Source organism: Pseudonocardia sp. OZ21, from assembly GCF_059359135.1.
This window is the reverse complement of sequence record NZ_JCADBN010000015.1, coordinates 90,304-114,809: the sequence shown is the minus strand read 5'-3', so window position 1 is coordinate 114,809 and position 24,506 is coordinate 90,304. Positions and strand designations below refer to the sequence as shown.

The following is a 24,506-nucleotide window of genomic DNA, read 5'->3' as shown; positions in this document are numbered from 1 at the left end:
GACACGCGGTTGACGAGATCCGTTTCCGGGATCTTCACCGTCCGGACGTCCGGCGGCGACGCCGTCGACAGTGCCGACGACCGACGCCCGGCGGTTCTGCACCGCCGGGACGTGAGTGGATGGGACACTCCGCGGAGCAGGCGTTCGAGCAGGGATCGTCAGCACCCGGGAGCCGACAGCACCGCAGCCGTGCTCGTCGTGGCTCCGGAGCTTTCCGCGGCGACTCGGCGAGAGCGACGGAGTTCGACCCACAGACAACGGGTCCGGGAATCCCGTCGGCCCATCACGAACCCTGCCGGTACGACCGTTACCGGCATTGTGCCGCTCGCCGTCCCGGAACACCGGAGCTATGCGAGCGGCACCCGCCGAAAGCGGACCAGGCCATCAGCACCAGCGCTCGGGGCGCTCGCCACGAACTGGACGATGATCGGGTGCGGTGTCGTGCGGGGGGAGAACGGGAACCGCCCACTGCCCACTGCACGGGCGATTCCCGGGAGCCTTCGGAAAAGCTCCTCAACTGAGCCGTGACCGGGCCGCTTCGGCAGCCCTCACGCCTCCTGGAGCGCGCGGATCGGCGGCACCCGACCCGCGCGAACGGCCGGTGCCATCGCAGCCAGTGCCGCCACGACGACGACCCCGACAACGAGCCCGGTCAGCGTCAGAATGGGCAGCGAGATGCTTTTGGTGAGGCCGAGCACCTGCATACCGAGCACGCCGTAGACCGCACCGAGCGCGGCCCCGATCACGGCGGCGCCCGCGCCGGTCAGCGCGGCCTCCCAGGCCACCATCGAGCGGACGCCGTGCCGGGACAGCCCCACCGCGCGCAGCAGCCCGGTCTCCCTGGTCCGTTCCGTCACCGACAGCGTCAGCGTGACGCCCACCCCCACCACGGCGACGAGCGCGGTCATCCCGACGAGCCCGAACCCGATGAGCTGCGCAATGGCGAGCGTCGTCTCCACCTGCTCCCGCGCGTCCCCGGCGTACTGCACCAGCGCGCCCGGCATCCCGCTCGCACCCTGCTCGACCGCCTCGCGAGCGTCGTCCTCCGCGACCCCCGGCGCGGGGTCGACGAACACGGCGGGCCCGTCGGCCCGCACGGTCAGCCGGGGATCGGCGGCCAGCCGGGCCGCCAGTGCCGCGGCGCCCTCGGCGTCCCCCGTCGCGACGACGACATCGGTCGGGAACTGCTCCGCGATGGTCTGCTCGGCACCCGCGCGGACCGACGACACCCCGACCAGCAGGGCCGACGTGAGGCCGACGCCGAGAGCCAGCACGGAGATCGTCGCCGCGGTGCGTCGGGGCACCTGGGCGGCGTTGGCCACCGCGAGGCGCCCGGACGCGCCGCCGATCGCGGCTATCGGGCGCCCGGCGACCGCCACCAGCCCCCGCACCAGCACGGGGCCGATGACGATGAGCGCGCCGAACGCGATGATCCCGGACCCCGCCACGACCATGATGGCGAGCTCGTCGGGGGTCGACGCGGCGCCGAGCGCCAGTGCGGCGATGCCGCCTGCGGCCACCGCCAGGACGGCGGCCACCACGGCCCGGCGTCCGGCGCGGGGTGTTCCGGCGTCCGAGGCGTCGGCGACACCCAGTGCGGCCACCGGTGGGATGCGCGCCGCCGCCAGCGCGGGTGCGAGCGCAGCCAGCACCGTCGCCAGCACGGCCACCACCAGCACCCCGGCGAGCCCCGCCCACCACACCACCAGGTCCGGCACGTCCTGCATACCGCTCGCGCGCACCGCCGCGACCAGCCCGTACCCGGCGAGCAACGCCATCCCCACGCCCACGGCACCCGCGACGAGGCCGGTGACGACCGCCTCGGCGAGCACGGCCCGGACCACCTGCCCCCGCCGGGCCCCCACGCACCGCAGCAGGGCCATCTGCGTGCGCCGCTGGGTGAGCACGATGCGGAAGGTCGACGCGACGATCACGGCGGCCGCGACCAGGGCCAGCGCCGCGAAAACGCCGACGCCGACGAGCACGGCGCTCACCGAGGCCGACCCGTCCGCGAGCTCGGCCGCGCGCTGCTCGGTGCCCGTCCGTGCGGCGTCGGGGGCTCCGAGGGCAGCGGAGATACGGGCGGCCAGCTCCGCGGGGTCGACTCCCGGATCCGCGGCGACGTCCACCTGTTCGAGGAAGCCGCCGAGTGCCGACATGGCATCGGGAGTGGTGACGAGCGAGTTCAGCCCTCCGTCGGCCAGCGGCACCACGGCGGTGACCGTCACCGTCCGCGGGACCCCCTCACCCGCGGACAGCGTGACCGTGTCGCCCGGCGCGAGGTCGGCGCGCTCCGCCGTGCCCTCGCCCACCGCCACCTGGTCTGGCCCCGCCGGCAACGTGCCCTGCAGGGGAGGTGCGGACAGGCGGGTGAGGGGCCCGGTCATCGGATCGGACATCACCCGCCAGGTCGTGGCCGCGCCTGCGCCCCCGACGGTCGGGTAGAGCTCCCGCAGCTCCACGGCCTGCGCGACACCGTCGACGGAAGACACCCGGCCGTCGAGGTCGGCGCGGGCGTCCTCCGGCAGCCGATCCGGCAGGACGACCGCCGCGACCGTGTCGGGCGTCTCCACGCTGGTGGCGCCCAGGTACGAGCGCAGTGTCTCGCCGAACAGGAGCGTGCCGGCCGCGAAGACCGTGGCCACCGTGATGGCGAGCCCCGTGAGCAGCAGGCGTCCCGGACGGCGGCGGGTCTCGGCGAGCAGCGCCCCCGCCGCACCGCGGGCCATCAGATACCCGCCCGGGCGCCCGACAGCGCAGACAAGGCGGAGAGAACGGAGTCCGGGCGTGGGTCGGGCACCGAGCCGGCCACGCGACCGTCCCGCAGCAGGACCACCTCGTCGGCGAACGAGGCCGCCACCGGGTCGTGCGTCACCATCACGACGGTCTGGCCGAGCTCCCTGACCGACGTGCGCAGCAGGTTCAGCAGTTCGTGGCCACTGGCGGTGTCGAGGTTGCCGGTCGGCTCGTCCGCGAAGACCACCTCGGGTCGGCCCAGCAGCGCTCTGGCCACGGCGACCCGCTGTTGCTGGCCGCCCGACAGCTGGGTGGGACGGTGCGTGAGCCGGTCGCCGATGCCGAGCAGGCCGACGAGGGTGTCGCGCCACGCCCGATCGGGACGACGCCCCGCGAGCCGCGCGGGCAGCTCGATGTTCTGGGCCGCGGTCAGCTGGGGCAGCAGGTTGAAGGCCTGGAACACGAACCCGATCCGGTCGCGACGCAGCGCGGTCAGCTGGGCGTCGCTGCACGCGCCCAGTTCGGTGTCACCGAGGAGGACCTGGCCGGACGTGGCGTTGTCCAGCCCGGCGAGCAGGTGCAGCAACGTGGACTTGCCGGAACCGGACGGCCCCATGATCGCGGTGAACCGGGCCGCGGGTACGGCGAGGTCCACCCCGTCGAGCGCGCGGACGGCGGCATCGCCGCGACCGTGGACCTTCACGAGGTCGACGGCGCGGATGGCCGGGCGGAGGTGACGCGACGGCGCCCGCAGGGCACCGGGCGGCAGAGGACCGGTCACCGCCGCGCACCCGGCGTGCCGAACCGCTCCAGGAGCGGCAGCGCCGCCATCAACGCCAGGACGAGCAGGCCCGTCGTCCATGCCGCGGTGCCCAACACCGCAGCGATCATGTCCGTCATGACCGGAACGATCCCAGTGCGGCTGCACTGCACACCTCGTCCGGAGGACCGAACGGAACGCCCGGACCTCGTACTTCCGGCCGAGGGAGCACGAGCGGACGCGCAATAGGCTCGTTGCATGATCCGCCCGCTCCGCTGGGTCCGGCGGCATGTCGACCTCGTGGTCGAGCTGGCCGCCTACGCGGTGTGGCTCCTGGCCGACGCCGTCATCTCCCACAACACCGGCAACTACCTCCCTGTCGTCGCCGGGATCGCCGTCGCCGGGATCGTCCTGCTACGCAGGCGGCCGGGCGCGGACGCGGTCCTCGTCGCCGTGTTCGCGGTGGGCTCCTCGCTGACGATCTCGGTCCTCACCCTGACCCCGGCGGTCGGGTTGCTGGGTCGCCCGAGCGGCCCCTACTTCCTCTCCTTCGCGGAGCTGCTCGCGCTCGCCGTGGCCGTCGTCACCGTGCTGCGCCGGTGCCGGCTGCGCCCCGCACTGCTGCTCACCGCGGCCGCCGCGGTGGCGATCGTCGGGTCACCGGTCATCCGCTTCACCGCCGACGACGCCCGCGGGCTCGCCCTGCCGTGCGCGCTCGGATGGGGCGGGGCCGTCGCCGTCGGGCTCGTCCTGCGCGAGGTCGAGACGCGCAGGCGCGCCGCACTCGCGGACGTCCGGGCGGCGGAGCGGATGGAGCTGGCCCGCGAGCTGCACGACGTGGTCGCCCACCACGTCACCGGGATCGTCGTGGCAGCGCAGGCCGCCGCGGTGGTGGCCCGCACCTCTCCCGACGACGTCGACCGCGCGCTCGCCGCGATCGAGACGGCAGGCACGGACGCGCTCGCCGCGATGCGCCGGATGGTCGGGGTGCTGCGCGGCCAGGACGCCGCCGAGGCCACGCGCACGCCGGGCGCTGAGCTGCGCGAGGTCCGCACGCTCGTCCGCCGGTTCGACCCCGCCGCCCGGCTCGTGCGGCTCGCGACCGCGCCCGGGCTGGAGCACGCCGTGCTGCCCGCGGGGATCGCCGCAACGGGCTACCGGGTCGTGCAGGAAGCTCTGACCAACGTCCGCAGGCATGCTCCGGAAGCCACGGCCGTGGAGGTGGATGTCCGGATGCGCGAGGAGGCACTGGTGGTGTCGGTCCGCAACGACGGAGTGCCCGCGGGGGGCTCGGGGCCGCTCGCGGGGTCGAGCGGCTTCGGGCTCGCCGGGATGGCCGAGCGGGTGGGCGCGCTGGACGGCACGCTCACCGCCGGCCCGACGGGGCCCGGGGAGTGGACGGTGTCGGTACGGCTGCCGCTGCGGGGCACGCGATGATCCGGGTTCTGCTCGCCGACGACCAGGAGATGGTGCGCACCGGTTTCCGGCTGATCCTCTCGGCCGAGGACGGCATCGAGGTGGTCGGCGAGGCCGGCACCGGGGTCGACGCCATCGCCCGCGCCCGCGAGCTGCGGCCGGACGTGGTGCTCATGGACATCCGCATGCCCGAGCTGGACGGGCTGGAGGCCACCCGCCTGCTGATGGCCGACCGGGAGCCGCCGCGGATCGTCGTCGTCACGACGTTCGACCTCGACGAGTACGTGTACGGCGCGCTGCGGGTGGGTGCGTGCGGGTTCCTGCTCAAGGACGCCGGGCCGCGGCTGCTCGTCGAGGCGGTGCGGGCCGCGGCGGCGGGTGACGCGCTCGTGTCGCCGTCGGTCACCGTGCGGCTGCTGAAACACCTGGCCACCCGGCCCGCTGCGGGAGCCCCGCTGCCCGACCCGCTGTCCCCACGGGAGCTGGACGTCGTGCAGGCCGTCGCCCGTGGCCGCACGAACGCGGAGATCGCGGCCGAGCTGTTCGTCTCGCTGTCCACGGTGAAGACGCACCTCACCAACGTGCAGGCCAAGCTGTCGGCCCGGAACCGGGTGGAGATCGCCGCGTGGGCGTGGGAGCACGGCCACGTGCGCTGACCAGTGCGGTGGTGTCGGCACAGCTGGTGGTGTCAGCGCAGCTCGGTGGGCACCGCGACCACGTCGACCATCGCTCCGTTGCGCAGCACGGTGACCGGCAGCGGCACCCCGATCGCGTCGCTGAAGAGCTGGCGCTGCACGCCCTGCGCGTCCTGCACCGGGCGACGGCCGACGTCGAGCACGAGGTCACCGGCCCGCAGGCCGGCCTGGGCCGCCGGGCTGCCGCCGATCACCTCCGCGAGGCGAAGCCCGCTGCCTCGGCCGTAGCGCTCGGCGACCGTCGCAGGCACGGGCGCGGGGGCGCCGACGACCCCGAGGTAGGCGCGTCGCACGCGCCCGTCGGCGAGCAGGGTGGCCACGATCCGCCGCGTCGTCGCGTTGACCGGCACCGCCAGCCCGAGCCCGACCCCGGCGACAGCGGTGTTGATCCCGACCACGCGCCCGCGGCTGTCGGCGAGCGCTCCCCCCGAGTTGCCGGGGTTCAGCGCCGCGTCGGTCTGGATGACGTCCTCCACGACACGCCCCGCGCTCCCGCTACGGGTGGGCAGGGCCCGTCCGAGCGCGCTCACGACGCCCGCCGTCACCGAGCCCGCGAGGCCGAGCGGGTTGCCGACGGCCACCACGAGCTGGCCGACGACGAGCTCGTCGGCGTCGCCGAGCCGCGCGGGCGGCGGTAGGTCGCCCGGCCGTGCGGCGCGGAGCACCGCGAGGTCGGAGAGCGGGTCGGCGCCCACGACGACGATGTCGGCCTGGGTGCCGTCGACGAAGTCGGCGCGGCCCCGGGTGGCGTCGCCGACCACGTGGGCGTTGGTGACCAGTACGCCGTCGTCGTCGACGACCACGGCGGAGCCGCTGCCGCGGCCGGTGCGGATCGCCGCCACCCGCCCGGTGAGCTCGGCCGCCACCGCACTGACGGTGCGGGAGTAGGAGTCGAGTTCGTCCATGGCGACCTCCTTCTGCTTACAGTGTTACAGAAGTCGGAACGCCACGCCCTCCACTCGTGTTCCTGGCGCTCCTAGACGTCCTCTGCCTGCTGCGTCGCCGGATCCCACGCCAGCCCCGGCACACCCCAGTCGAGCTGCTTGAGCATCCGGCGGGCGGCACGCTGGTTACGCCCGACGAGCCGGTCGAGGTAGATCACGCCGTCGAGGTGATCGGTCTCGTGCTGCAGGCACCGGGCCAGGAACCCGCGACCCTCCACCGCCACCGGCGCACCGTCGACGTCCGAGCCCGTGACGCGGGCCCACTCCGCACGGCCCGTCGGGAAATGCTCGCCCGGCACCGAGAGGCAGCCCTCCTCGTCGTCCTCGGGGTCGGGCATCGTCTCGGGACGTTCCGAGGTCTCCAGCACGGGGTTGACGACGACGCCGCGCACTCTCTCCCGCAGTTCCTCGTCGGGGCAGTCGTAGACGAACAGGCGCAGGTCGACCCCGATCTGGTTCGCGGCGAGGCCGACACCGTCGGCGGCAGCCATCGTGTCGAACATGTCCTCGACCAGCGCCTTCAGCTCGTCGTCGAAGACCTCGACGGGCCGGGTGGGCGTGTGCAGGACGGGGTCACCGACGATGCGGATGGGACGGACAGCCACGGTGACGAGACTAGTGCGGTGGCCGGGAACGTTGCCGGGGTGATCGCGTGATCAGAACGGCGCGTCGCAAGGCGCCCCCGCATCCGCGTACCGGGTTGTACTCGGGTGCGGGGCAACGCCGCGAGGCGCCGTTCTGGCGCGCGAGGGCCCGGTGCACGTTTCTGGCCGCCGCACTGGGTCGCCGGTGGGGTACCGACCATCGATCCACTCCACCGGGTGCTGCGTGCCTGACCGCTTTCCGTCGGTCCATCGTGGTTGAATGGCCGCCGCGAATGACAGTCATGTCATTCGCCGACGGCCAGGCCTGCAAGGAGCGTGATGGAGTCCGCCACCGGCCCCAGCGGGGGGTCTCCCGCCGGGAGCGCCAACCGCGAGCTGGACCGCAGGGAGCGCGAGATCCTCGCATTCGAGGGTCAGTGGTGGAAGTACGCCGGCGCGAAGGAACAGGCGATCCGCGAGCTGTTCGACATGTCGGCCACCCGCTACTACCAGATCCTCAACGCACTGATCGACAAGCCGGAGGCAGTCGCCGCCGACCCACTGCTCGTACGCAGGCTCCGACGGCTGCGCAGCAGCCGGCAGCGCACTCGTGCGGCGCGTCGCCTGGGCATCGAGCCGTGGTAGCGGCACCATGATCGCCCCGGCCGCTGAACGGAACTAACCCCCCACCGGAGGCATTCGTGACCGCACCCGCTTCGTCCGGAGGGCCGTCTCCGCTGCGAATCGGCGGTCTCGCACTGATCGGTATCGGGATCATCGCCGGCGTCGTCGGCCTCACCGCGCTCGCCACCGGCGGTGGTGGCGACAACGGCTCGCAGGCGGCTGCGCCACCCCCGTCCACCCTGGTCACCGACACCCCCGCTCCCAGCGCGAGCGCGGCCGCCCCGCCCCCCAGCGGTACCGCCCCCACCGGCGACAGCGCCGTGCCGCTGCCGTCGTTCAGCCCCACCCCCACCAACGGTGTCGCGGCGCCGCCCCCCGGCATCGCCGCCCCGGCCCCGTCCGGCTCGAGTGGCGGGAGTGGAGCGGGTGGGGCGGGTGGCCCGACCACCAAGGACGACGTCACACGGCCGGGTGGCGCCGCAGGCTCCGGCGCCGTGCGCGCCCCGCTGCGGGTCTACAACAACAGCACCATCACCGGTCTCGCCGCCCGTGCCGCCGCCGACTTCCGCAACGCCGGGTGGCAGGTCGAGGAGGTCGGCAACTATCCGTCCGGGATCATCCCGACGAGCACCGTCTACTACCGCCCCGGCACGTCCGAGCAGCAGGCGGCCCAGGCACTCGCCACCCAGTTCGGGCTGCGGGTCGAGGCGCGGTTCCAGGGTCTCGACGAGGCCAGTCCCGGACTGATCGTCATCGCCACCAACGACTACCGCGGCAGGTGACGCCGGCCGGTCAGGACACCCGGCGCTCGGCGTAGGCCTCCAGCGCAGCCACCTGCAGCGGGTCCAGCGACGGCGGCACGGCAGCGCGGGCCGCGGCGATGTGCGCGCCCGTCACCACGGCGGCGTCCAGCGACTCCCGCATCGCGGCGAGAGCGGCTTCGCGCAGCACCGCGGCACAGTCGGCGGCCGAGTAACCGTCCAGGTCCGCGCCGAGGGCGTCGAGGTCCACGTCGTCGGCCAGCGGGATGTTCCTCCCGGACGCGCGCAGGATCTCGGCGCGGGCGGCGGCGTCGGGCGGCGGCACGTACACGAGCCGCTCCAGCCGCCCCGGCCGCAGCAGGGCCGGGTCGATCAGCTCCGGCCGGTTGGTGGCGCCGACCACGATCACGTCGCGGAGCGGCTCCGCTCCGTCGAGCTCGGTGAGCAGCGCGGCGACGACCCGGTCCGCGACGCCCGAGTCGGACGACTGCCCACGCCGCGGGGCGAGGGCGTCGACCTCGTCGAGGAACACGAGGGCCGGCGCGGCGTCGGCGGCCTTTCGGAACAGCTCGCGGACCGCACGCTCCGACTCGCCGACGTACTTGTCGAGCAGCTCAGCGCCCTTCACGGCGAACACGTTGAGCTGTCCGGTGCCGGCCAGCGCGCGCAGCAGGAAGGTCTTGCCGCCGCCGGGCGGACCGTAGACGAGCACCCCTCTCGGGGCGGCGACGCCGAGGCGGGCGAACGAGTCGGGGTACTGCAGCGGCCAGAGCACCGCCTCGGTGAGCGACTGCTTGACCTCGACCATGTCGCCCACCTGGTCGAGGCTGATCCCGCCGGTCTGCAGGGTGTCCGACGACGACATGGAGATCGGGCGCACGGAGCCGACGGCGTCGAGCAGGTCCTCCTGGCAGATCCGGGGTTCACCCTCACCGGTGTGCCGGAGCGCGGCCTGCACCGCCGCCTCCCGCCGGGCCGCGACGAGGTCGGCGGCCACGAACCCGGGGGCTCGCTCGGCCACCGCCTTGAGGTCCACGTCGTCGGACAGCGGGACCGTGGCCAGCAGCCTGCGCAGCAGTTCGGTGCGTGTGCGCAGGTCGGGCAGCGCCAGCCCGAGCTCACGGTCCACGAGGTCGGGAGCGCGCAGCCGTGGGTCCACCGACTCGGGCGACGAGGTGGTGGCGACCAGCGCGAGCCCCGGCGTCCCCGCCGCCTCCCGCAGCGCGTCCAGCACGATGGTGGCGAGCGGTGGCGGTGACGCGGCCGGGAGCAGGGCATCGACGTCGGTGACCACCAGCACCGTCCGGGTGCCAGCCCGGGCCGCCGCCCGCGCCGAACCGATCACCTCGTGCACCCGCTGCGATGCGGCGCCCGCCTCGATCGCGGCCACCCCCGGCGCCGCGAGCTCCACGCAGGTCGCGCCGACGGCGGCAGCGGTACTGCGCGCCAACGTCAGCTTCCCGACGCCCTCAGGTCCGACGAGGAGCACACCGAGCCGGGCGGAACCGCCCAGTCGGGTGAGCAGCTCCGGCCGGTCGAGGGTGAGCTCCAGCCACTCGACGAGCCTGCGCGCGGCGTCCGTGTTGCCGACGAGATCCTCGACGGCAACGGTCGGCTCGGCGACGGCCGGCTCGACGGCCTCCCGGACGGCGGACGTGGCCGGTGCCGCCGGCGCGCCCGGCACGGCCCGGGCCTGCACGGCACCGCCCGCCGCAGCCGCGGACGGCACTGCCCCGTCGACCGGGACCCCGGTCACCGGGCCACCCTCCCAGCCCACCACCGTGCTCGGCAGCACGGCCACCGCTCCCGCCGGTTCGACGGTCCCCACGGTGAGCAGTTCGGTGGTCCACGCGCTGCCCAGAGCACCGGCGACGCGCTTGCGGGCGGTGTGCACGTCCAGGCCCGGGGCCGGCTCGACGTCCTGCGGCAGCAGCGAGACCGCATCGCCCGCGGTGACGACCTTGCCCAGCAACGCGAGCCGCACGGTCTCCGGGGTGAGCGAGGCACGGGCGAGCCGGGAGCCGGTGAGCAGCACCCGACGGGCGGGCTCGACGAGTGCCGGCGCCACCACCACCGCGGCGCCGTCGGACAGCCCCGCGTTGGACAGCGTGACGTCGTCCAGCGTCGCCTGCCCAGCCGGCCCGCCTGCTGGAGCGACGAGAGCCGTGGTCACGCGGGCTCCCGTCAGCGTGACGGCATCCCACGACCGCAGCCCGAGCGCATCGATGACCTCGGGGTGCAGCCGCACGACACCACGCCTTGCGTCGGCAGCGGACGCGGCGAGGCGGGCGACGAGAGTGATCGAGGGAGCCGGCACGGGCTGAACGCTAACGCCCTCCCCCACACCCCCGGCACCCGCCGCGTCATGGACACATGACGCGAAACAGGCGGCGTCGAACAGCGACACGGGACCACGACGCGGCCGCGAAGCCGGGCCGCAGCAGAAACGGGCGACTCGCGCACACGAAACGGGCGACTCGCGCGGACGGCCAGCCCCAGGCAGCGCGCCCGCCCGCACCCCCCGCACCCCGCCGTCAGCGTTGTGGACACATAACGCTGTTCGGAAGGGCTCGAGACAGCGTTATGTGTCCATGACGCGGGTCGGGGCAGGGGTCAGCGGCGGCGGGCCCGGCGCAGGCCGAGCCGCAGCCTGCTGCGAGGGGGCAGGGGGGCCGGGCCGGGGGCCCGGCCGTTGCCGGTGCGGCCGTTGCTCGCGCGGCCGCGCTGGATGGCTCCGGTGGGGTCGTCGCCGAACCGGCGGACGGCGCGGGCCATGGCGCTGGCCCGGCCGGCGACGCGGCGGCGCAGCGGGGAGCGCAGTCCGAGCCGGCGGGCCGAGCGCGCTGCCCTGGCGACGGCGCGGCGCTCCCGGACCGGGACGCCCCAGGCCTCCGGGTGCCGGGCGAGCCAGCGGTACCGGTAGCCGGTGTAGGGGATGAGCAGGAGGTAGACGACGGCGACGATGGCGAGCCCGAGGAACGGTGCGGTGATCAGCAGCGCGGCGGCGATACCGACCAGCACGAGCAGCGGGGCGATGTAGTTGGGCGGCACCCGCACGGTCTTGAACGACAGCGTGGGTAGTCGGCTCACCATCAGCCCGGCCACGAGCAGGGCCCACAGGCCCACCAGCAGCGGGGTCGACCACCAGCCCGGCCCGAAGTGCAGGGTGAGGTAGAGCGGGATTCCTGCCGACAGGGCCGCGGCGGGAGCCGGGACGCCGACGAAGAACTCCTTGGTGAACGGGTACTCGTCCTCGACGTCGATCAGGGTGTTGAAGCGGGCCAGTCGCAGTGCCATGCAGATGGCGAAGACCAGCGCGACGATCCACCCGAACCGGCTGCCCTCCAGCGCCCAGATGTAGATGACCAGCGCGGGCGCGACGCCGAACGACACCAGGTCGGCCAGGGAGTCGAGCTCGGCGCCGATCCGGGTGCTCGCGTCGAGCAGGCGGGCGAGCCGCCCGTCGAGCGCGTCGCACAGCGCGGCGGCACCCACGGCGGCGACGCACAGCTCGAAGCGTCCGCTGAGGGCGAAGTAGACGGCGGAGAGCCCGGCGCAGAGCGCGAGGACGGTGACGGCGTTCGGCAGCAGCCGGACACCTGCTGAGTAGGGCGGGGCGGGCATCAGGACACCCCGTGCCCTGGCAGCTCGGCCAGTACGGTCTCGCCGCCGATCGTGCGCTGCCCGACGGAGACGGTGACCCGCGAACCGGGGGGCAGGTAGACGTCGACGCGGGACCCGAACCGGATGAGCCCGTAGGTCTCGCCCGCCGCGACCTCGTCGCCCGGGCCGACATCGCACACGATGCGCCGGGCGAGCAGCCCCGCGATCTGCACGACCCCGAGCTTGACGCCGCCGGAGGTCTCGAGGAGCAGCGCGCTGCGCTCGTTGTCCTCGCTGGCCTTGTCGAGGTCGGCGGACAGGAACCGGCCGGGGCGGTACTCGACGGCGAGCACGCGCCCGTCGACGGGGATCCGCTGCACGTGCACGTCCAGCACGGACAGGAACACGCTCACCCGGCACACCGGTGTGGGCGGGAGGGCCAGCTCGGGCGGGGGCAGTACGTCGGAGATGGTGGCCACCGTGCCGTCGGCGGCGGCGAGCACCACGTCGGCGAGCGGCGGCCGGACGCGGCGGGGGTCGCGGAAGAAGGCCGCGGTGGCGGCGGTGGCGAGGGCGCCGACGAAGGTGCCGCGGCCGGTGGCCGTTCTGACCACCGCTGCCGCTGCCGCCACGGCTGCCACCAGAGGACGGCCTCCGGGATGCATCGGAGGGACGGCGGCGCGGATGAGCCCGGCGACGTGTGGCAGCGACAGCCCGGCGTGGGATGGTGCTGGAGGGGAGGCCCCGGGAGGGGCGGCTCCGATGGGGTCGGGCATGGGGGCGGGTCGGCTCCTCCGGGTGGCGACACGGGACGATCGCAGCGGCGGCTACGGTACGCGACAGCAGATCGTCACCGTGTGCCACACTGCCGTCACCGGGCCGAGGACCGGGTGAACGCAAAGGGCCGGGGCCGTCATCCCCCGAGACGACGACCCCGGCCGTGGAACCGCTCGTCCGCTCCCCAGCGACGGGCGGTAGGTCTGTTGCGACGCGACCCCGGTTTCCCGACGCCGCTCTACAAGTATCCCCGAGTACCCGATCGATCGTCCAGATCACAGGCCCTGAAAGGCTGTGATGTGCACCGATCGGCCGAACACCCAATCAGTAAGACGCTCTGGGAGCGGAAATTGTTGCCTCCGAGGGATGTGACCTGAGTCACATCCCTCTCCCACCTCAGGGCTCGAGCAACCACACCTCGACCGGCGAGCCCTCGTCGAGCTCTGTTACGGCCTCCGGAACGACGACCAGACACTCCGCCCTGGCCAACGAGCCGAGGAGGTGCGACGCCGGGGTGCCGACCTCGCGAACCGTGCCGTGCACCGCATCGAGGACGCCTCTGCGGTACTGCCGGCGCCCCGCGGGCGACGTCCACCGCTCACTCAGCGTAGCCGTCACGACAGGCCGATCAGGGTACGGATGCCCGAACGAGGCACGCAGAGCGGACCGGACGAACACCTCGAACGAGACATGTGAGCTCACCGGGTTACCGGGCAGCGTCACCACTCCGACCCCGCCCAGCTCGTCGACGAGCCCAGCCCCCTGCGGCCCGCCGGGCTGCATGGCGACCTTGCCGAACTCCACACCCCGCCCGGAGAACGCGTCGCGCACGACCTCGTAGGCCCCGGCGCTCACCCCGCCGGAGGTCAGCACGAGATCGACGTGCCCGGCCTCGAGGCGGCGGCGGAGCCGGTCGAGGAACTGCTCGACGTCGTCCGGGACGAACCGGAGCAGCTCGGCACGACCGCCTGCGTCCTCGACCGCGGCCGCGAGCATCGGACCGTTCGACTCGTAGATCTGCCCCGGCTGCAGCGCGATTCCGGGCGCCACCAGCTCCGAGCCGGTGGACAGCACCAGCACGGTGGGCAGGCGCCGTACCGCCACCGTGACCGCACCGACCGCGGCCGCCACCCCGATCTGGGCCGGGCCGAGCACCATGCCGGCGGTGAGGACGACATCGCCCGCCAGTACGTCCTCACCCGCGTAGCGGACGTGCGCGCCCGGGGCGGGCGTGGCGGAGAGCCGGACCGTCGCGGTGCCGCCGTCGGTGTCCTCGACGGGCACCACGGCGTCGGCCCCTGCGGGCAGCGCGGCTCCCGTCATGATCCGGTGAGCGGTACCGGGTTCGAGGGGTGGCACGTCGAGCCGCCCCGCCGGGATGTCGGCGCCGACGGGCAGTTCGACGGGACGCGAGTCCTCCCGGCCCTGCAGGTCGGCGGCGCGCACGGCGTACCCGTCCATGGCCGAGTTGTCGAAGGACGGCAGCGAGACCGCTGCCACGACGTCGGCAGCGAGCACGCGCCCCCTGGCCTGCCCGACCGGGACGTCCTCGGCGGGCATCTGCGGCAGCAGCGCAGCGACCACGGCACGGTGTTCTTCTACGGTCCTCGGGAAGCTCGCCACACAGGCATCCTGCCTGACCGCACTCAGCGATCTCATAAGGGCGCAGGCGCTGGTTTTTGGGTAGCGTCGATCGGGCGTAGATCAGCGAGGAACATGGAGGTGCCGTGGCTCAGGGCACGGTCAAGTGGTTCAACGCGGAGAAGGGCTTCGGCTTCATCGCCACCGACGGCGGGCCGGACGTCTTCGTCCACTACAGCGCGATCCAGTCGGACGGTTTCAGAACGCTGGACGAGGGCGACCGCGTGGAGTTCGAGACGACGGCAGGCCGGGACGGGCGCAGCCAGGCGGACGCAGTGCGTCGTATCTGACGGAGCCGTCGACGCAGCGAGTCACCAGGGGGATCGGTCGAACCGGTCCCCCCGGCTCGTTTCCGGGGCTTCCCACCACCGTCGGGTGACCTTGCACTCGCCGGGCGCGAGTGCTAAAACCGGGTTGGCACTCGGCACGGTAGAGTGCCAGATGTCGAGCAGGTGAGACCGGCGCAGGGTTGTCGGTCGTCCGTCGCGGGCGCCGGGCTCGACGCGAGACTTTCGTGTCATCCCAATCGGAGGACAACACCCCCATGGCGAAGATGATCGCTTTCGACGAGGAGGCGCGCCGCGGGCTCGAGCGCGGCATGAACACCCTCGCCGACGCTGTCAAGGTGACGCTCGGCCCGCGTGGCCGCAACGTTGTCCTGGAGAAGAAGTGGGGCGCGCCCACCATCACCAACGATGGTGTGTCGATCGCCAAGGAGATCGAGCTCGAGGACCCCTGGGAGAAGATCGGGGCCGAGCTCGTCAAGGAAGTTGCCAAGAAGACCGACGACATCGCGGGTGACGGCACCACCACCGCCACCGTGCTGGCGCAGGCGCTGGTCCGTGAGGGCCTGCGCAACGTCGCCGCCGGTGCGAACCCGATGGCGCTCAAGCGGGGCATCGAGAAGGCCGTCGAGGCCGTCTCCCAGCAGCTGCTCAAGACCGCCAAGGAGGTCGAGACCAAGGAGCAGATCGCTGCCACCGCCTCGATCTCCGCGGCCGACTCCACCATCGGCGAGCTGATCGCCGAGGCGATGGACAAGGTCGGCAAGGAAGGCGTGATCACGGTCGAGGAGTCCCAGACCTTCGGTCTGGAGCTCGAGCTCACCGAGGGCATGCGCTTCGACAAGGGCTACATCTCGCCCTACTTCGTCACCGACGCGGAGCGTATGGAGGCCGAGCTCGAGGACCCCTACATCCTCCTGGTCAGCTCCAAGATCTCCACCGTCAAGGACCTGCTCCCGCTGCTGGAGAAGGTCATGCAGGGCGGCAAGCCGCTCGCGATCATCGCCGAGGACGTCGAGGGCGAGGCCCTGGCCACCCTGGTCGTCAACAAGATCCGTGGCACCTTCAAGTCCGTTGCCGTCAAGGCCCCGGGCTTCGGTGACCGCCGCGAGGCGATGCTCGCCGACATGGCCATCCTCACCGGTGGCGAGGTCATCTCGGAGAAGGTCGGCCTCAAGCTGGACAACGCCGACCTGTCGCTGCTGGGCCGCGCCCGCAAGGTCGTGGTCACCAAGGACGAGACCACCATCGTCGACGGTTCCGGGGACGCCGACCAGATCGCGGGCCGGGTCAACCAGATCCGCGCCGAGATCGAGCGCACCGACTCCGACTACGACCGCGAGAAGCTGCAGGAGCGCCTGGCCAAGCTGGCCGGCGGTGTTGCGGTCATCAAGGCCGGAGCGGCCACCGAGGTGGAGCTCAAGGAGCGCAAGCACCGCATCGAGGACGCCGTTCGCAACGCGAAGGCGGCCGTCGAGGAGGGCATCGTCGCCGGCGGCGGCGTCGCCCTGATCCAGGCCGGTGCCGGCCTGTTCGAGGGTCTCGGCCTCGACGGTGACGAGGCCACTGGCGCCAACATCGTCAAGGTTGCGCTGGAGGCTCCGCTCAAGCAGATCGCCATCAACGCCGGCCTCGAGGGCGGCGTCGTCGCGGAGAAGGTGCGCGGCCTCAACGCCGGCGAGGGCCTCGACGCGGCCACCGGTGAGTACAAGGACCTGATCAAGGCCGGGATCATCGACCCCGCCAAGGTCACCCGCTCGGCGCTGCAGAACGCAGCCTCGATCGCGGCCCTGTTCCTCACCACCGAGGCCGTCATCGCCGACAAGCCGGAGAAGAACCCGGCCCCGGCCGGTGGCGACCCGACCGGCGGCATGGGCGGCATGGACTTCTGAGTCCGTCCCACCGAGCAGTACCCAGCACGTCCCGAAGGGGCGGCACCCGGTTCCGGGTGCCGCCCCTTCGGCGTTCCGTACGAGCTCAGAGCAGGGTGATCGCCCCGAAGAAGAGCAGCGGCACCACGTAGGCGAGCAGGCAGACACCCAGCCGGGCGGCGACCTGGGCCCGGGTGGTGGCCCGCCGGCCCCAGATGCCGAAGACCACCGGAACGAGCAGCGTCGCGAGACAGGCGACCGCGAGGAAGATCCCCACCGCGGCGCAGCGGTCGGCCGCGGCGCTCACCCCCGAGTCGTAGCACAGGGCGAACATCCCGCCCGCCCCCACGCCGAACAAGGCCGTCACCAGGGAGAGCGGGATCGTCAGGACCAGCGCGACCCCGTACAGGACGCGGCCGCGGCGGGCCGGTGCGGTGGTCGTCTCCATGATCCGAATGCTAGGACGCGCGAACCGGCCGGGGCGTCCGGAGAACTACGGAACCGGTACGGCGGATCCCCGCCGTACGGAAACCAGGACGCCGGGTGTCGATGATGTGGGCGGGACCACCTGAAAGTCCCCCGGCATCCAGCGCCGCCTCCGTGGCGAATCCCCCCGAGGAGCGCTGGTGCGGTGGTCCCGCCCATGTCCTGAACGGTAGTGGCCGTGACGGCCCCGCGGCGTCCGTAGATCTACGGGTCGTCGACAAGGACGGTGGGCGCGAACGACCCACGTGATGCGTTCGGGTGGTCTTGACTCCGTCCGGCGGACAAGGTCATGCTGGAAAGCGATTACCACGCCCGTCCGGAAAGCGCATACCGGATTCGTGGACTGCTTTCCCGTCACGCCGTACATGGAGGTACAACGTGATCAGTCGTGGTACGGGACGCGGCCGGCTCGGCCTGGGTCTTGCCGCCGTGGTGCTGCTCGGGCTCGCCGGGTGCGGTGCACCCGGAGCGCAGCAGACCGGCGGCGCCGATGAGGTGGTCACCCCCGAGCGACCCACCGGTCCGATCGCCCTCACGCTGCTCGACGGAGCGGGCAACCTCACCGGCAACAAGGTCATCTACGACAACTTCGCCAAGGCACACCCCGAGCTCGTCTCCGGCATCAGCTACCAGACGGCCCCCGCCCCCGACGTGGCAGGCAAGGTGCGCGCGCAGCAGGTGGCCGACAAGGTCGACATCTCGGTGGTTCTCGGCGGCCCCGACGTGCTGGGCGCCGGCCAGACCGAGAACCTCATCATGCAGCTGCTGCCGCAGTTCTCGTCGAGCCTCCCCGACCTCTCGCAGGTGCAGGACGCGCCGAGCAAGGAGCTGCAGGACCTCAGCGGCGGCTACGGCGTCCTCAACCGGTACAACCCGAACGGCCCGCTGCTCGCCTTCCATCCGGGCACCACGAGCGCGCCACCCAAGACTCCCGATGAGCTGCTGGCCTGGGCCCGCGAGCACCCCGGCCAGTTCACCTACGCGCAGCCCGCAAACTCGGGTCCCGGCCGCACGTTCATGATGTCGCTGCCGTACATGCTGGGTGACAGTGATCCCTCCGACCCCGTGAACGGGTGGAGCAAGACCTGGGCCTACCTGCGCGAGCTCGGCAAGTACGTCACCTCGTACCCCGCCAGCTCGACGATCATGAACCAGCAGTTCGGCTCCGGTCAGCTGCAGCTGATCCCCACCATCGTGTCGATGGACATCAACAGCCGCCGGGACGGCACGTGGGCGGGCACCGACGACGTAGCCATGTTCGCCGACCAGCACTGGATCGGCGACGGCCACTTCATGATGATCCCCAAGGGGGTCTCGCCGCAGACGCTGTACGTGGCGCTCGAGCTGATCAAGTTCACGCTGCAGCCCGACCAGCAGGCCCTCACCTACGCCACCGGGTCGCTGATCACCGCGAACAAGAACGTGAAGCCGTCGGACGCCCCCGCGGACGGCCAGGCGCTGCTGCAGCAGTTCGGCAGGCCGGACTTCTACCCGCAGGCGCTGGCGTCCGGTCAGAACCATGCGCCGCTCCCACCCCCGACGATGGTGGAGGCGTTCGACCTGTGGCAGCGGGAGGTCGGCAGCCATGTCGGTAGCTGAGCGCACCACCGGCGGGCGCACGCAGGAGAGCACCTTCGGCTCGCTGCAGATGCGCCAGGTGTCGCGCTGGTACGGGAAGACGGCCGCGCTGACCGACCTCGACCTCGAACTGGCCCGCGGTGAGTTCGTCGCCCTGCTCGGGCCGTCCGGCTGCGGCAAGTCGACGGCGCTGGCCTGCCTCGCCGGACTGCAGCCGCTGACCACCGGCTCGATCTGGCGCGACGGCAAGCGGATCGACTCCCTGCCTGCCGACAAGCGCGGCTTCGGGATGGTGTTCCAGAGCTACGCGCTGTTCCCGCACCTCACGGTGGCGCGCAACGTCGAGTTCGGGCTCGCGATGCGCAAGGTCCCACGCGTGGAACGGCGCAGGCGGGCGCAGAGCGCACTCGACCTCGTCCAGCTCGCCGACCATGCGGGCAAGCTCCCGTCCCAGCTCTCCGGCGGCCAGCAGCAGCGCGTCGCGATCGCCAGGGCACTGGCCATCGATCCCGAGATCGTGCTCATGGACGAGCCGCTGTCCAACCTCGATGCGGCGCTGCGCATCGAGATGCGCACCGAGATCAAGCGGCTCTACCAGGAACGCGAGCTGTCGGTCCTCTACGTCACCCACGACCAGGAGGAGGCGTTGTCACTCGCCACCCGGCTCGTGGTGCTGCGCGGCGGCAGGCTGGAGCAGAGCGGCACGCCCGAGCAGGTCTACACCCAGCCGGCGAGCGCGTACGTCGCAGGCTTCATGGGCTACCGCAACATGATCAGCGCGCGGGTGGAGCGGGTGGAGAGCGACCCGCGCCGGGTCTGCGTGGTCGCCGAGGACCTGCGGCTGCAGGGCACGGCCGACCCGGCGGCGGGTCTCCGGGCCGGTTCCGAGGTGATGGTCGCGATCCGACCGGAGGACATCGTGCCGGGACGGGCCGGGGTGAACGACGTCCCCGCGCTCGCCGAGGTGGTGGAGTACCACGGCCGCGAGCTCGCCGTCCGCGCCCGGACCGAACGCGGTGTGGTGCTGCACTTCCGCACCGAGAAGCCGGTGGCGGCCGGCGCACGCGTCACTCTCGGCGCCCCCGAGGAGCGGGTGCTGGTGTTCCCCGCCGAGGGGCGGGCGGAGGTGCCCGATGACGCTCACGGCTGAGCCGGCCACCACCGCACCGGCACGGCCGCCGCAGCCGCTGCGCCATCGCCTCGCGGAGCGCGGCGTGGACTGGACCCTGCTGCTCATCCTGCCCGCGGTGCTGATCATCGGCGCGCTGTTCGTCTACCCGTTCCTCTACGGGCTGTCGATCTCGTTCCAGCCGCTCAAGGGCGGCGACCCGCTGGCCAACTACACCGACTTCTTCGGCGATCCGTACCTGCGCGACTCCATCTGGAAGACGCTGCGGCTCGCCGTGCCCGTCGCGGTCCTCAGCGTGGCGGCAGCCGCGCCGCTGGCCTTCCGGATGCGCCGCGACTTCCCCGGCCGCCGGATCGTGACGCTGGTGGTGCTCCTGCCGCTGACGTTCGGCTCCGTGCTCATCGCCCAGGGCATGACCCAGGTCTTCTCGCCGACGGGCTGGATCAACCTGCTGCTGACCTCGCTCGGCGTCCCACCGCAGCAGTTCATCTACAACTACACGGGCACGTTCATCGCCACGACCCTTGTGAGCATCCCGTTCGCGTTCGTGATGCTGATGGGCTTCTTCGGCGGCATCGACCGGTCGATCGAGGACGCCGCGGCCACCCTCGGCGCGAGCCGCGCCGCCCGGTTCTGGCGGATCATCATGCCGCTGGCCGTGCCCGGCCTGATCACGGCGTTCACGCTCTGCCTGGTGGAGGCGTTCGCCGTGTTCCCGTCGGCCATCCTCGTGGGGCAGCCCGACAACGCCACCCACGTGCTCACGCTGCCGATCTACCAGGCGGCCTCGCAGCGCTCGGACTACCCGGCGGCCGCCGCCATCGCGGTGGTCATGACCGTGCTGGAACTGGTGATCCTCGGTGTCCTGATGCTGCTGCGCAACCGGCTCTACCGCGGCCCGGCGACGGGAGGCAAGGGATGACCACCGCCGATCTCGCCGCCGACCTCGCGGCCGGTCCGCCCGCGCGCACGCGGCGCGAGCGCCCGACGCTCACCGCCGTGATCACGTGGGTGGCCGCGGGCTGTTTCGTGGCCGTGATCCTCGGGGTGCTGGCGTCCGTCGTCGTCCAGTCCTTCGCCACCACGTGGCGGGGCGGCTGGTGGCCGGCAGGCCTCACCGCCACCTGGTACGGCAGGGCCTGGTCGAGCACCGGCATGTCGCAGGCTCTCGCCAACACGGCGCAGGCCGGGATCGCGGTGGTCGTGATCGCGCTGCTGGCCGGCGTGCCTGCCGGCTACCTGCTCGCCCGCCGCGCCTTCCCCGGCCGGTCGGTGGTCATGCTGCTCATGCTGCTGCCGATCATCCTGCCGCCGATGACGTACGCGGTGCAGCTCGCGGCGCTCATGTACCGCGTCGGGCTCGGCGGCTCGATGACGGCCGTGGTGCTCGTGAACCTCGTGCCGACGCTCCCGCTCGTCGTCCTGATCATGGTTCCGTTCGTCGAGCAGATCTCCCCCGAGGTGGAGAACGCCGCACGGGTCTTCGGGGCCAACAACCTGCGCCTCTTCAGCCGGGTGCTGATCCCGCTGCTCCTGCCCGGGATGCTCGCGGCCGGGATCCTGGTCCTCGTCAGGACCCTCGGCGCTTTCGAGCTCACGTTCTTCGTCTCGGCCGCCGACACCCAGACGCTCGTCGTCGCACTCTTCGGTGCGATCTCCGACCCGGGCGGCGTGCCCGGTCCGCTGACGGCGGCGATGGCCGTGACCTACATGCTCGTCGCGGTACTCGGGCTGGCCATCAGCCTGCGCTTCGTCACCCCTTCCCAGGCCATTCGCCAGCGTCACCGCTGAGTTCGGACGACAACCCGAGGGAGCTCGTGCACATGCCAGACGGCAAGAAGCAGTACCGGGTCGCGATCGTGGGTACGGGCGCCATCGCCGGTGGCCGCCACCTGCCTGCCATCCAGGCCCAGGACGGGCGCGCCACCGTCGTGGCGGTGGTCGACGTGGACGGCGACCGCGCCGCCGCGTTCGCCGCGGAGTGGGGGGTGGAACACAGCTACACCGATCTCGACACGATGCTGGCCACCGAACGGCCCGACCTGGCGATCATCTGCACCCCGCCGTCGGCCCACCACGACGGCGTCCGGGCCTGCCTGCAAGCCGGCGCGTGGGTGTGGTGCGAGAAGCCGCCCGTGCTGTCGCTGGCCGAGTACGACTCGCTCTCCGCCGAGGAGCGGGAGGGCGGCCCGTACGTCGGGTACGTGTTCCAGCACCGGTTCGGCTCCGCGGCCCGCACCCTGCGCGAGCAGATCGCCACCGGGGCGCTCGGACGTCCGCTGGTGGGCATCTGCCACACGCTCTGGTACCGCGACGACGCGTACTACGAGGTGCCGTGGCGCGGCAAGTGGGAGACCGAGGGCGGCGGCCCCACGATGGGGCACGGGATCCACCAGATGGATCTGATGCTCTCGCTGCTCGGGGACTGGCGCGAGGTCCGCGCGATGATGGGCACCCTGGACCGGCGGATCGCCACCGAGGACGTCTCGCTCGCCGCGGTGTCGTTCGAGTCCGGAGCGCTGGTGTCGGTCGTCAACAGCGTCCTGTCGCCGCGCGAGGTCAGCTACCTGCGCTTCGACTTCTCCGACGCCACGGTCGAGGTCTCGCACCTGTACGGCTACGACAACTCGAACTGGACCTGGACGCCACGGCGCGGTGTCGACGAGGAACGCTCGGCGGGCTGGCTGCCGGCCACCGACGTCCGCAGCTCGCACAACGCGCAGCTGGCGGAGTTCCTCGACGCGATGGACCGCGGTGGTCGGCCACCGGCCAGCGGTCCCGACGGGCGCCGCAGCATGGAGCTGATCACGGGGCTGTACCAGTCGGCGATCACCGGCCGGCCCGTCACCCGCGACGAGCTGGCACCGGGCAACCCCTTCCACGCACACCTGGACGGCGCCGGCCAGTACACGGCGGGCGTCACGGCGGAGGTGACCCGATGACCGGGCTGACAGTCACGCACGAGCACGGCCTGAAGATCGGTATCGGCGTCGGCGACGTGGAGATCGCGAGCTACGTCTACGGCCACGACCTGCCCACGTTCGAGGCGCCCAAGCCCTACCTGTACCCGATGCGGACGCTGTCCGGCGCGCTCGTGGCGGCGTACCGCCCGCACGACCACCGCTGGCACAAGGGCCTGCAGATGACCTGGTCGCACGTGTCCGGGCAGAACTTCTGGGGCGGCAACACCTACGTGCACGGGCAGGGCTACGTCGCGCTGGACAACGTCGGCACGATGCGCCACGACTCCTTCGACATCATCGACCTGACCGGGGACGAGCTCACCCTCCGCGAGTCGCTCACCTGGGTGGCCTCCACCGGCGAGAGCTGGGTGGCCGAGACGCGCACGCTGCGCTTCCACGGCGTCGACGCCGAGCGCGGCACGTGGCTGCTCGACTTCGCGACGGAGCTGCGCAACGTCCGCGGCGAGGACCTGGAGCTGGGCAGCCCCACCACCCACGGACGGCCGAACGCGGGTTACACGGGGTTCTTCTGGCGCGGGCCCCGCGGCTTCACCGGCGGCGAGATCATCACCGCCGGAGGTGGCGGTGGCCCGGACACGATGGGCACCACCGAGTCTCCGTGGCTCGCATACACGGGCAAGAACGACGACGTCGACGGCGGCGCGACCCTGCTGGTCCTCGCCGGGTCGACCAGCCACGGGACGCTCACCTGGTTCGTGCGCAACGACCCGTTCCCCGCGGTGAACCCCTCGCCCGCCTTCGACAAGGAGATCACGCTCGCCGACGGCGTCTCGCTCTCCCTGCAGCACCGGGTGGCCGTCGCCGACCGGATCTGGACGCGCGAGGAGTGCGAAGGCTTCGCCGCGGAGCATTCGCTGTGAGCGCTGCCCTGCCGGAGTTCCCGGGTGGGGTGGGGATCAGCGCGTTGCGCGTCTACCCGTGGGAGACCGCCGACGGGCTGTGCGGCGGCTCGCCGCACATGCACCTGTGCTGCTCCGAGTGCTACATCGTGGTGGGCGGCACCGGCAGGCTGCAGACCCTGACCGCGGCGGAAGGCCTCGTGGAGTCACCGCTGCACACCGGGGACGTCGTCTGGTTCACCCCGGGCACGATCCACCGCGCGGTGAACGACGGTGACCTGCACGTGGTGGTGGTCATGCAGAACAGTGGCCTGCCGGAGGCGGGCGATGCGGTACTGACCCTCCCGCCTGCCCACCTGACCGACCGCGACACCTACGAGCGCGCGACCTCGCTGGCGGGTCCGGACGGGGTGCCGTCCGAGGAGCGTGCGCGGGCCCGGCGGGACCTCGCCATCGAGGGGTTCGCCGAGCTCACGCAGCAGCTGGGCGCGGGGAACGGTGCCGCGCTCGACGAGTTCTACGCCGCTGCCGCGGCGCTGGTGCGGCCCCAGCTGGCGGCGTGGCGGACACGGTGGGAGGAGGGCGCGGCAGCGGTGAGCAGACGGACCGGCGAGCAGTTGGCCGCGCTGGCCACCGGTGACCACTCGCACCTGCTGGACGCGGGTGTGTCACGCATCGAGGAGCCGGCTCCGGCCGTTCTGGGCATGTGCGGTTTCCTCACTCCCTACGATCCGGTGCGCATCGGGTCGGTGGTACCCGCCGGCGGAGCCGGCTGAGCACCGGCCACGCCACCC

The 24,506-nt window shown here is 72.6% G+C and carries 23 protein-coding genes; 13 read left to right on the top strand and 10 right to left on the bottom strand.

Translation table 11 applies throughout. The features are described 5' to 3' along the window. Positions 1 to 548: 548 nt before the first annotated feature. From AC5L35_RS28930 to AC5L35_RS28920, 3 genes are read right to left on the bottom strand one after another with little or no spacing between them, the layout of a single operon-like run. Entirely contained in the window at positions 549 to 2,729 is a 2,181-nt protein-coding gene (locus AC5L35_RS28930; protein ID WP_495062879.1) for an FtsX-like permease family protein, read from the bottom strand. Next, on the bottom strand, positions 2,729 to 3,517 hold the full coding sequence (locus AC5L35_RS28925) for an ABC transporter ATP-binding protein (protein ID WP_495062878.1): 789 nt from the start codon (positions 3,515 to 3,517) through the stop codon (positions 2,729 to 2,731). The genes AC5L35_RS28930 and AC5L35_RS28925 overlap by 1 nt, the downstream gene beginning before the upstream one ends. Further along, positions 3,514 to 3,636 (bottom strand): hypothetical protein, encoded by a 123-nt coding sequence (locus AC5L35_RS28920; protein WP_495062877.1) that lies wholly within the window; start codon positions 3,634 to 3,636, stop codon positions 3,514 to 3,516. The genes AC5L35_RS28925 and AC5L35_RS28920 overlap by 4 nt, the downstream gene beginning before the upstream one ends. A 118-nt stretch (positions 3,637 to 3,754) precedes the next feature. Between AC5L35_RS28920 and AC5L35_RS28915 the strand changes: the two genes are divergently transcribed. Both AC5L35_RS28915 and AC5L35_RS28910 read left to right on the top strand, forming a co-directional pair. Further along, a complete protein-coding gene (locus AC5L35_RS28915) occupies positions 3,755 to 4,933 on the top strand; it encodes a sensor histidine kinase (protein WP_495062876.1) in 1,179 nt (392 codons plus the stop codon). Then, positions 4,930 to 5,568: a response regulator gene (locus tag AC5L35_RS28910; RefSeq protein WP_495062875.1), complete on the top strand. Its 639-nt coding sequence runs from the start codon at positions 4,930 to 4,932 to the stop codon at positions 5,566 to 5,568. Before AC5L35_RS28915 ends, AC5L35_RS28910 begins: the two co-directional genes overlap by 4 nt. Positions 5,569 to 5,600: 32 nt before the next feature. On the opposite strand, the gene AC5L35_RS28905 is transcribed toward AC5L35_RS28910, so the two are convergent. Together AC5L35_RS28905 and AC5L35_RS28900 are read right to left on the bottom strand one after the other, a co-directional pair. Beyond that, entirely contained in the window at positions 5,601 to 6,512 is a 912-nt protein-coding gene (locus AC5L35_RS28905) for a S1C family serine protease (RefSeq protein WP_495062874.1), read from the bottom strand. Between the two features lie 71 nt (positions 6,513 to 6,583). Further along, complete coding sequence (locus AC5L35_RS28900) at positions 6,584 to 7,156, bottom strand: peptide deformylase (RefSeq protein WP_495062873.1); 573 nt, start codon at positions 7,154 to 7,156, stop codon at positions 6,584 to 6,586. A gap of 318 nt (positions 7,157 to 7,474) precedes the next feature. Here AC5L35_RS28900 and AC5L35_RS28895 point away from each other — a divergent pair, with 318 nt between their 5' ends. Both AC5L35_RS28895 and AC5L35_RS28890 read left to right on the top strand, forming a co-directional pair. Then, complete coding sequence (locus AC5L35_RS28895; RefSeq protein ID WP_495062872.1) at positions 7,475 to 7,780, top strand: DUF3263 domain-containing protein; 306 nt, start codon at positions 7,475 to 7,477, stop codon at positions 7,778 to 7,780. Positions 7,781 to 7,836: 56 nt separating this feature from the next. Further along, positions 7,837 to 8,541: a LytR C-terminal domain-containing protein gene (locus tag AC5L35_RS28890; RefSeq protein WP_495062871.1), complete on the top strand. Its 705-nt coding sequence runs from the start codon at positions 7,837 to 7,839 to the stop codon at positions 8,539 to 8,541. A 10-nt stretch (positions 8,542 to 8,551) separates the two neighbouring features. Here AC5L35_RS28890 and AC5L35_RS28885 read toward each other — a convergent pair whose 3' ends face one another. From AC5L35_RS28885 to moeA, 4 genes are all read right to left on the bottom strand, one after another. Further along, positions 8,552 to 10,837 (bottom strand): AAA family ATPase, encoded by a 2,286-nt coding sequence (locus AC5L35_RS28885; protein WP_495062870.1) that lies wholly within the window; start codon positions 10,835 to 10,837, stop codon positions 8,552 to 8,554. 296 nt (positions 10,838 to 11,133) lie between these two features. After that, on the bottom strand, positions 11,134 to 12,144 hold the full coding sequence (pssA, locus tag AC5L35_RS28880) for a CDP-diacylglycerol--serine O-phosphatidyltransferase (protein ID WP_495062869.1): 1,011 nt from the start codon (positions 12,142 to 12,144) through the stop codon (positions 11,134 to 11,136). Then, positions 12,144 to 12,899, bottom strand: a complete 756-nt coding sequence (locus AC5L35_RS28875) for a phosphatidylserine decarboxylase (RefSeq protein ID WP_495062868.1) — start codon at positions 12,897 to 12,899, stop codon at positions 12,144 to 12,146. The genes pssA and AC5L35_RS28875 overlap by 1 nt, the downstream gene beginning before the upstream one ends. A 397-nt stretch (positions 12,900 to 13,296) precedes the next feature. Next, the gene (moeA, locus tag AC5L35_RS28870; RefSeq protein WP_495062867.1) at positions 13,297 to 14,559 is read right to left on the bottom strand and encodes a molybdopterin molybdotransferase MoeA; all 1,263 of its coding nucleotides are present in this window, start codon (positions 14,557 to 14,559) and stop codon (positions 13,297 to 13,299) included. Positions 14,560 to 14,627: 68 nt separating this feature from the next. Here moeA and AC5L35_RS28865 point away from each other — a divergent pair, with 68 nt between their 5' ends. Together AC5L35_RS28865 and groL are read left to right on the top strand one after the other, a co-directional pair. Continuing rightward, a complete protein-coding gene (locus AC5L35_RS28865) occupies positions 14,628 to 14,831 on the top strand; it encodes a cold-shock protein (protein ID WP_075944303.1) in 204 nt (67 codons plus the stop codon). A gap of 254 nt (positions 14,832 to 15,085) precedes the next feature. After that, a complete protein-coding gene (gene groL, locus AC5L35_RS28860) occupies positions 15,086 to 16,717 on the top strand; it encodes a chaperonin GroEL (RefSeq protein WP_495062866.1) in 1,632 nt (543 codons plus the stop codon). Positions 16,718 to 16,802: 85 nt separating this feature from the next. On the opposite strand, the gene AC5L35_RS28855 is transcribed toward groL, so the two are convergent. Further along, positions 16,803 to 17,144 (bottom strand): hypothetical protein, encoded by a 342-nt coding sequence (locus tag AC5L35_RS28855; RefSeq protein WP_495062865.1) that lies wholly within the window; start codon positions 17,142 to 17,144, stop codon positions 16,803 to 16,805. Between the two features lie 416 nt (positions 17,145 to 17,560). Between AC5L35_RS28855 and AC5L35_RS28850 the strand changes: the two genes are divergently transcribed. The 7 genes from AC5L35_RS28850 to AC5L35_RS28820 are packed head-to-tail and all read left to right on the top strand — an operon-like array spanning position 17,561 to position 24,488. Then, complete coding sequence (locus tag AC5L35_RS28850) at positions 17,561 to 18,781, top strand: extracellular solute-binding protein (protein ID WP_495062864.1); 1,221 nt, start codon at positions 17,561 to 17,563, stop codon at positions 18,779 to 18,781. Next, positions 18,768 to 19,910, top strand: a complete 1,143-nt coding sequence (locus tag AC5L35_RS28845; protein WP_495062863.1) for an ABC transporter ATP-binding protein — start codon at positions 18,768 to 18,770, stop codon at positions 19,908 to 19,910. The genes AC5L35_RS28850 and AC5L35_RS28845 overlap by 14 nt, the downstream gene beginning before the upstream one ends. Further along, a complete protein-coding gene (locus AC5L35_RS28840; RefSeq protein WP_495062862.1) occupies positions 19,894 to 20,811 on the top strand; it encodes an ABC transporter permease in 918 nt (305 codons plus the stop codon). The genes AC5L35_RS28845 and AC5L35_RS28840 overlap by 17 nt, the downstream gene beginning before the upstream one ends. Next, entirely contained in the window at positions 20,808 to 21,680 is an 873-nt protein-coding gene (locus AC5L35_RS28835) for an ABC transporter permease (protein WP_495062861.1), read from the top strand. The genes AC5L35_RS28840 and AC5L35_RS28835 overlap by 4 nt, the downstream gene beginning before the upstream one ends. A gap of 32 nt (positions 21,681 to 21,712) precedes the next feature. After that, complete coding sequence (locus AC5L35_RS28830) at positions 21,713 to 22,831, top strand: Gfo/Idh/MocA family protein (RefSeq protein WP_495062860.1); 1,119 nt, start codon at positions 21,713 to 21,715, stop codon at positions 22,829 to 22,831. Further along, on the top strand, positions 22,828 to 23,733 hold the full coding sequence (locus tag AC5L35_RS28825) for a DUF6807 domain-containing protein (RefSeq protein ID WP_495062859.1): 906 nt from the start codon (positions 22,828 to 22,830) through the stop codon (positions 23,731 to 23,733). Before AC5L35_RS28830 ends, AC5L35_RS28825 begins: the two co-directional genes overlap by 4 nt. Next, on the top strand, positions 23,730 to 24,488 hold the full coding sequence (locus tag AC5L35_RS28820) for a cupin domain-containing protein (RefSeq protein ID WP_495062858.1): 759 nt from the start codon (positions 23,730 to 23,732) through the stop codon (positions 24,486 to 24,488). The genes AC5L35_RS28825 and AC5L35_RS28820 overlap by 4 nt, the downstream gene beginning before the upstream one ends. Positions 24,489 to 24,506: the final 18 nt, after the last annotated feature.

Excerpts from the sequence above, each read along its gene's own strand:
- AC5L35_RS28845 (WP_495062863.1), top strand. The coding sequence starts at position 18,768 with ATGTCGGTAGCTGAGCGCACCACCGGCGGGCGCACGCAGGAGAGCACC.
- AC5L35_RS28840 (WP_495062862.1), top strand. The coding sequence starts at position 19,894 with ATGACGCTCACGGCTGAGCCGGCCACCACCGCACCGGCACGGCCGCCG.
- AC5L35_RS28930 (WP_495062879.1), bottom strand. The coding sequence starts at position 2,729 with ATGGCCCGCGGTGCGGCGGGGGCGCTGCTCGCCGAGACCCGCCGCCGT.
- AC5L35_RS28830 (WP_495062860.1), top strand. The coding sequence starts at position 21,713 with ATGCCAGACGGCAAGAAGCAGTACCGGGTCGCGATCGTGGGTACGGGC.
- AC5L35_RS28920 (WP_495062877.1), bottom strand. The coding sequence starts at position 3,636 with ATGACGGACATGATCGCTGCGGTGTTGGGCACCGCGGCATGGACGACG.
- AC5L35_RS28825 (WP_495062859.1), top strand. The coding sequence starts at position 22,828 with ATGACCGGGCTGACAGTCACGCACGAGCACGGCCTGAAGATCGGTATC.
- pssA (WP_495062869.1), bottom strand. The coding sequence starts at position 12,144 with ATGCCCGCCCCGCCCTACTCAGCAGGTGTCCGGCTGCTGCCGAACGCC.
- AC5L35_RS28910 (WP_495062875.1), top strand. The coding sequence starts at position 4,930 with ATGATCCGGGTTCTGCTCGCCGACGACCAGGAGATGGTGCGCACCGGT.
- AC5L35_RS28835 (WP_495062861.1), top strand. The coding sequence starts at position 20,808 with ATGACCACCGCCGATCTCGCCGCCGACCTCGCGGCCGGTCCGCCCGCG.
- AC5L35_RS28875 (WP_495062868.1), bottom strand. The coding sequence starts at position 12,899 with ATGCCCGACCCCATCGGAGCCGCCCCTCCCGGGGCCTCCCCTCCAGCA.
- AC5L35_RS28915 (WP_495062876.1), top strand. The coding sequence starts at position 3,755 with ATGATCCGCCCGCTCCGCTGGGTCCGGCGGCATGTCGACCTCGTGGTC.
- groL (WP_495062866.1), top strand. The coding sequence starts at position 15,086 with ATGGCGAAGATGATCGCTTTCGACGAGGAGGCGCGCCGCGGGCTCGAG.
- AC5L35_RS28855 (WP_495062865.1), bottom strand. The coding sequence starts at position 17,144 with ATGGAGACGACCACCGCACCGGCCCGCCGCGGCCGCGTCCTGTACGGG.
- moeA (WP_495062867.1), bottom strand. The coding sequence starts at position 14,559 with ATGAGATCGCTGAGTGCGGTCAGGCAGGATGCCTGTGTGGCGAGCTTC.
- AC5L35_RS28895 (WP_495062872.1), top strand. The coding sequence starts at position 7,475 with ATGGAGTCCGCCACCGGCCCCAGCGGGGGGTCTCCCGCCGGGAGCGCC.
- AC5L35_RS28905 (WP_495062874.1), bottom strand. The coding sequence starts at position 6,512 with ATGGACGAACTCGACTCCTACTCCCGCACCGTCAGTGCGGTGGCGGCC.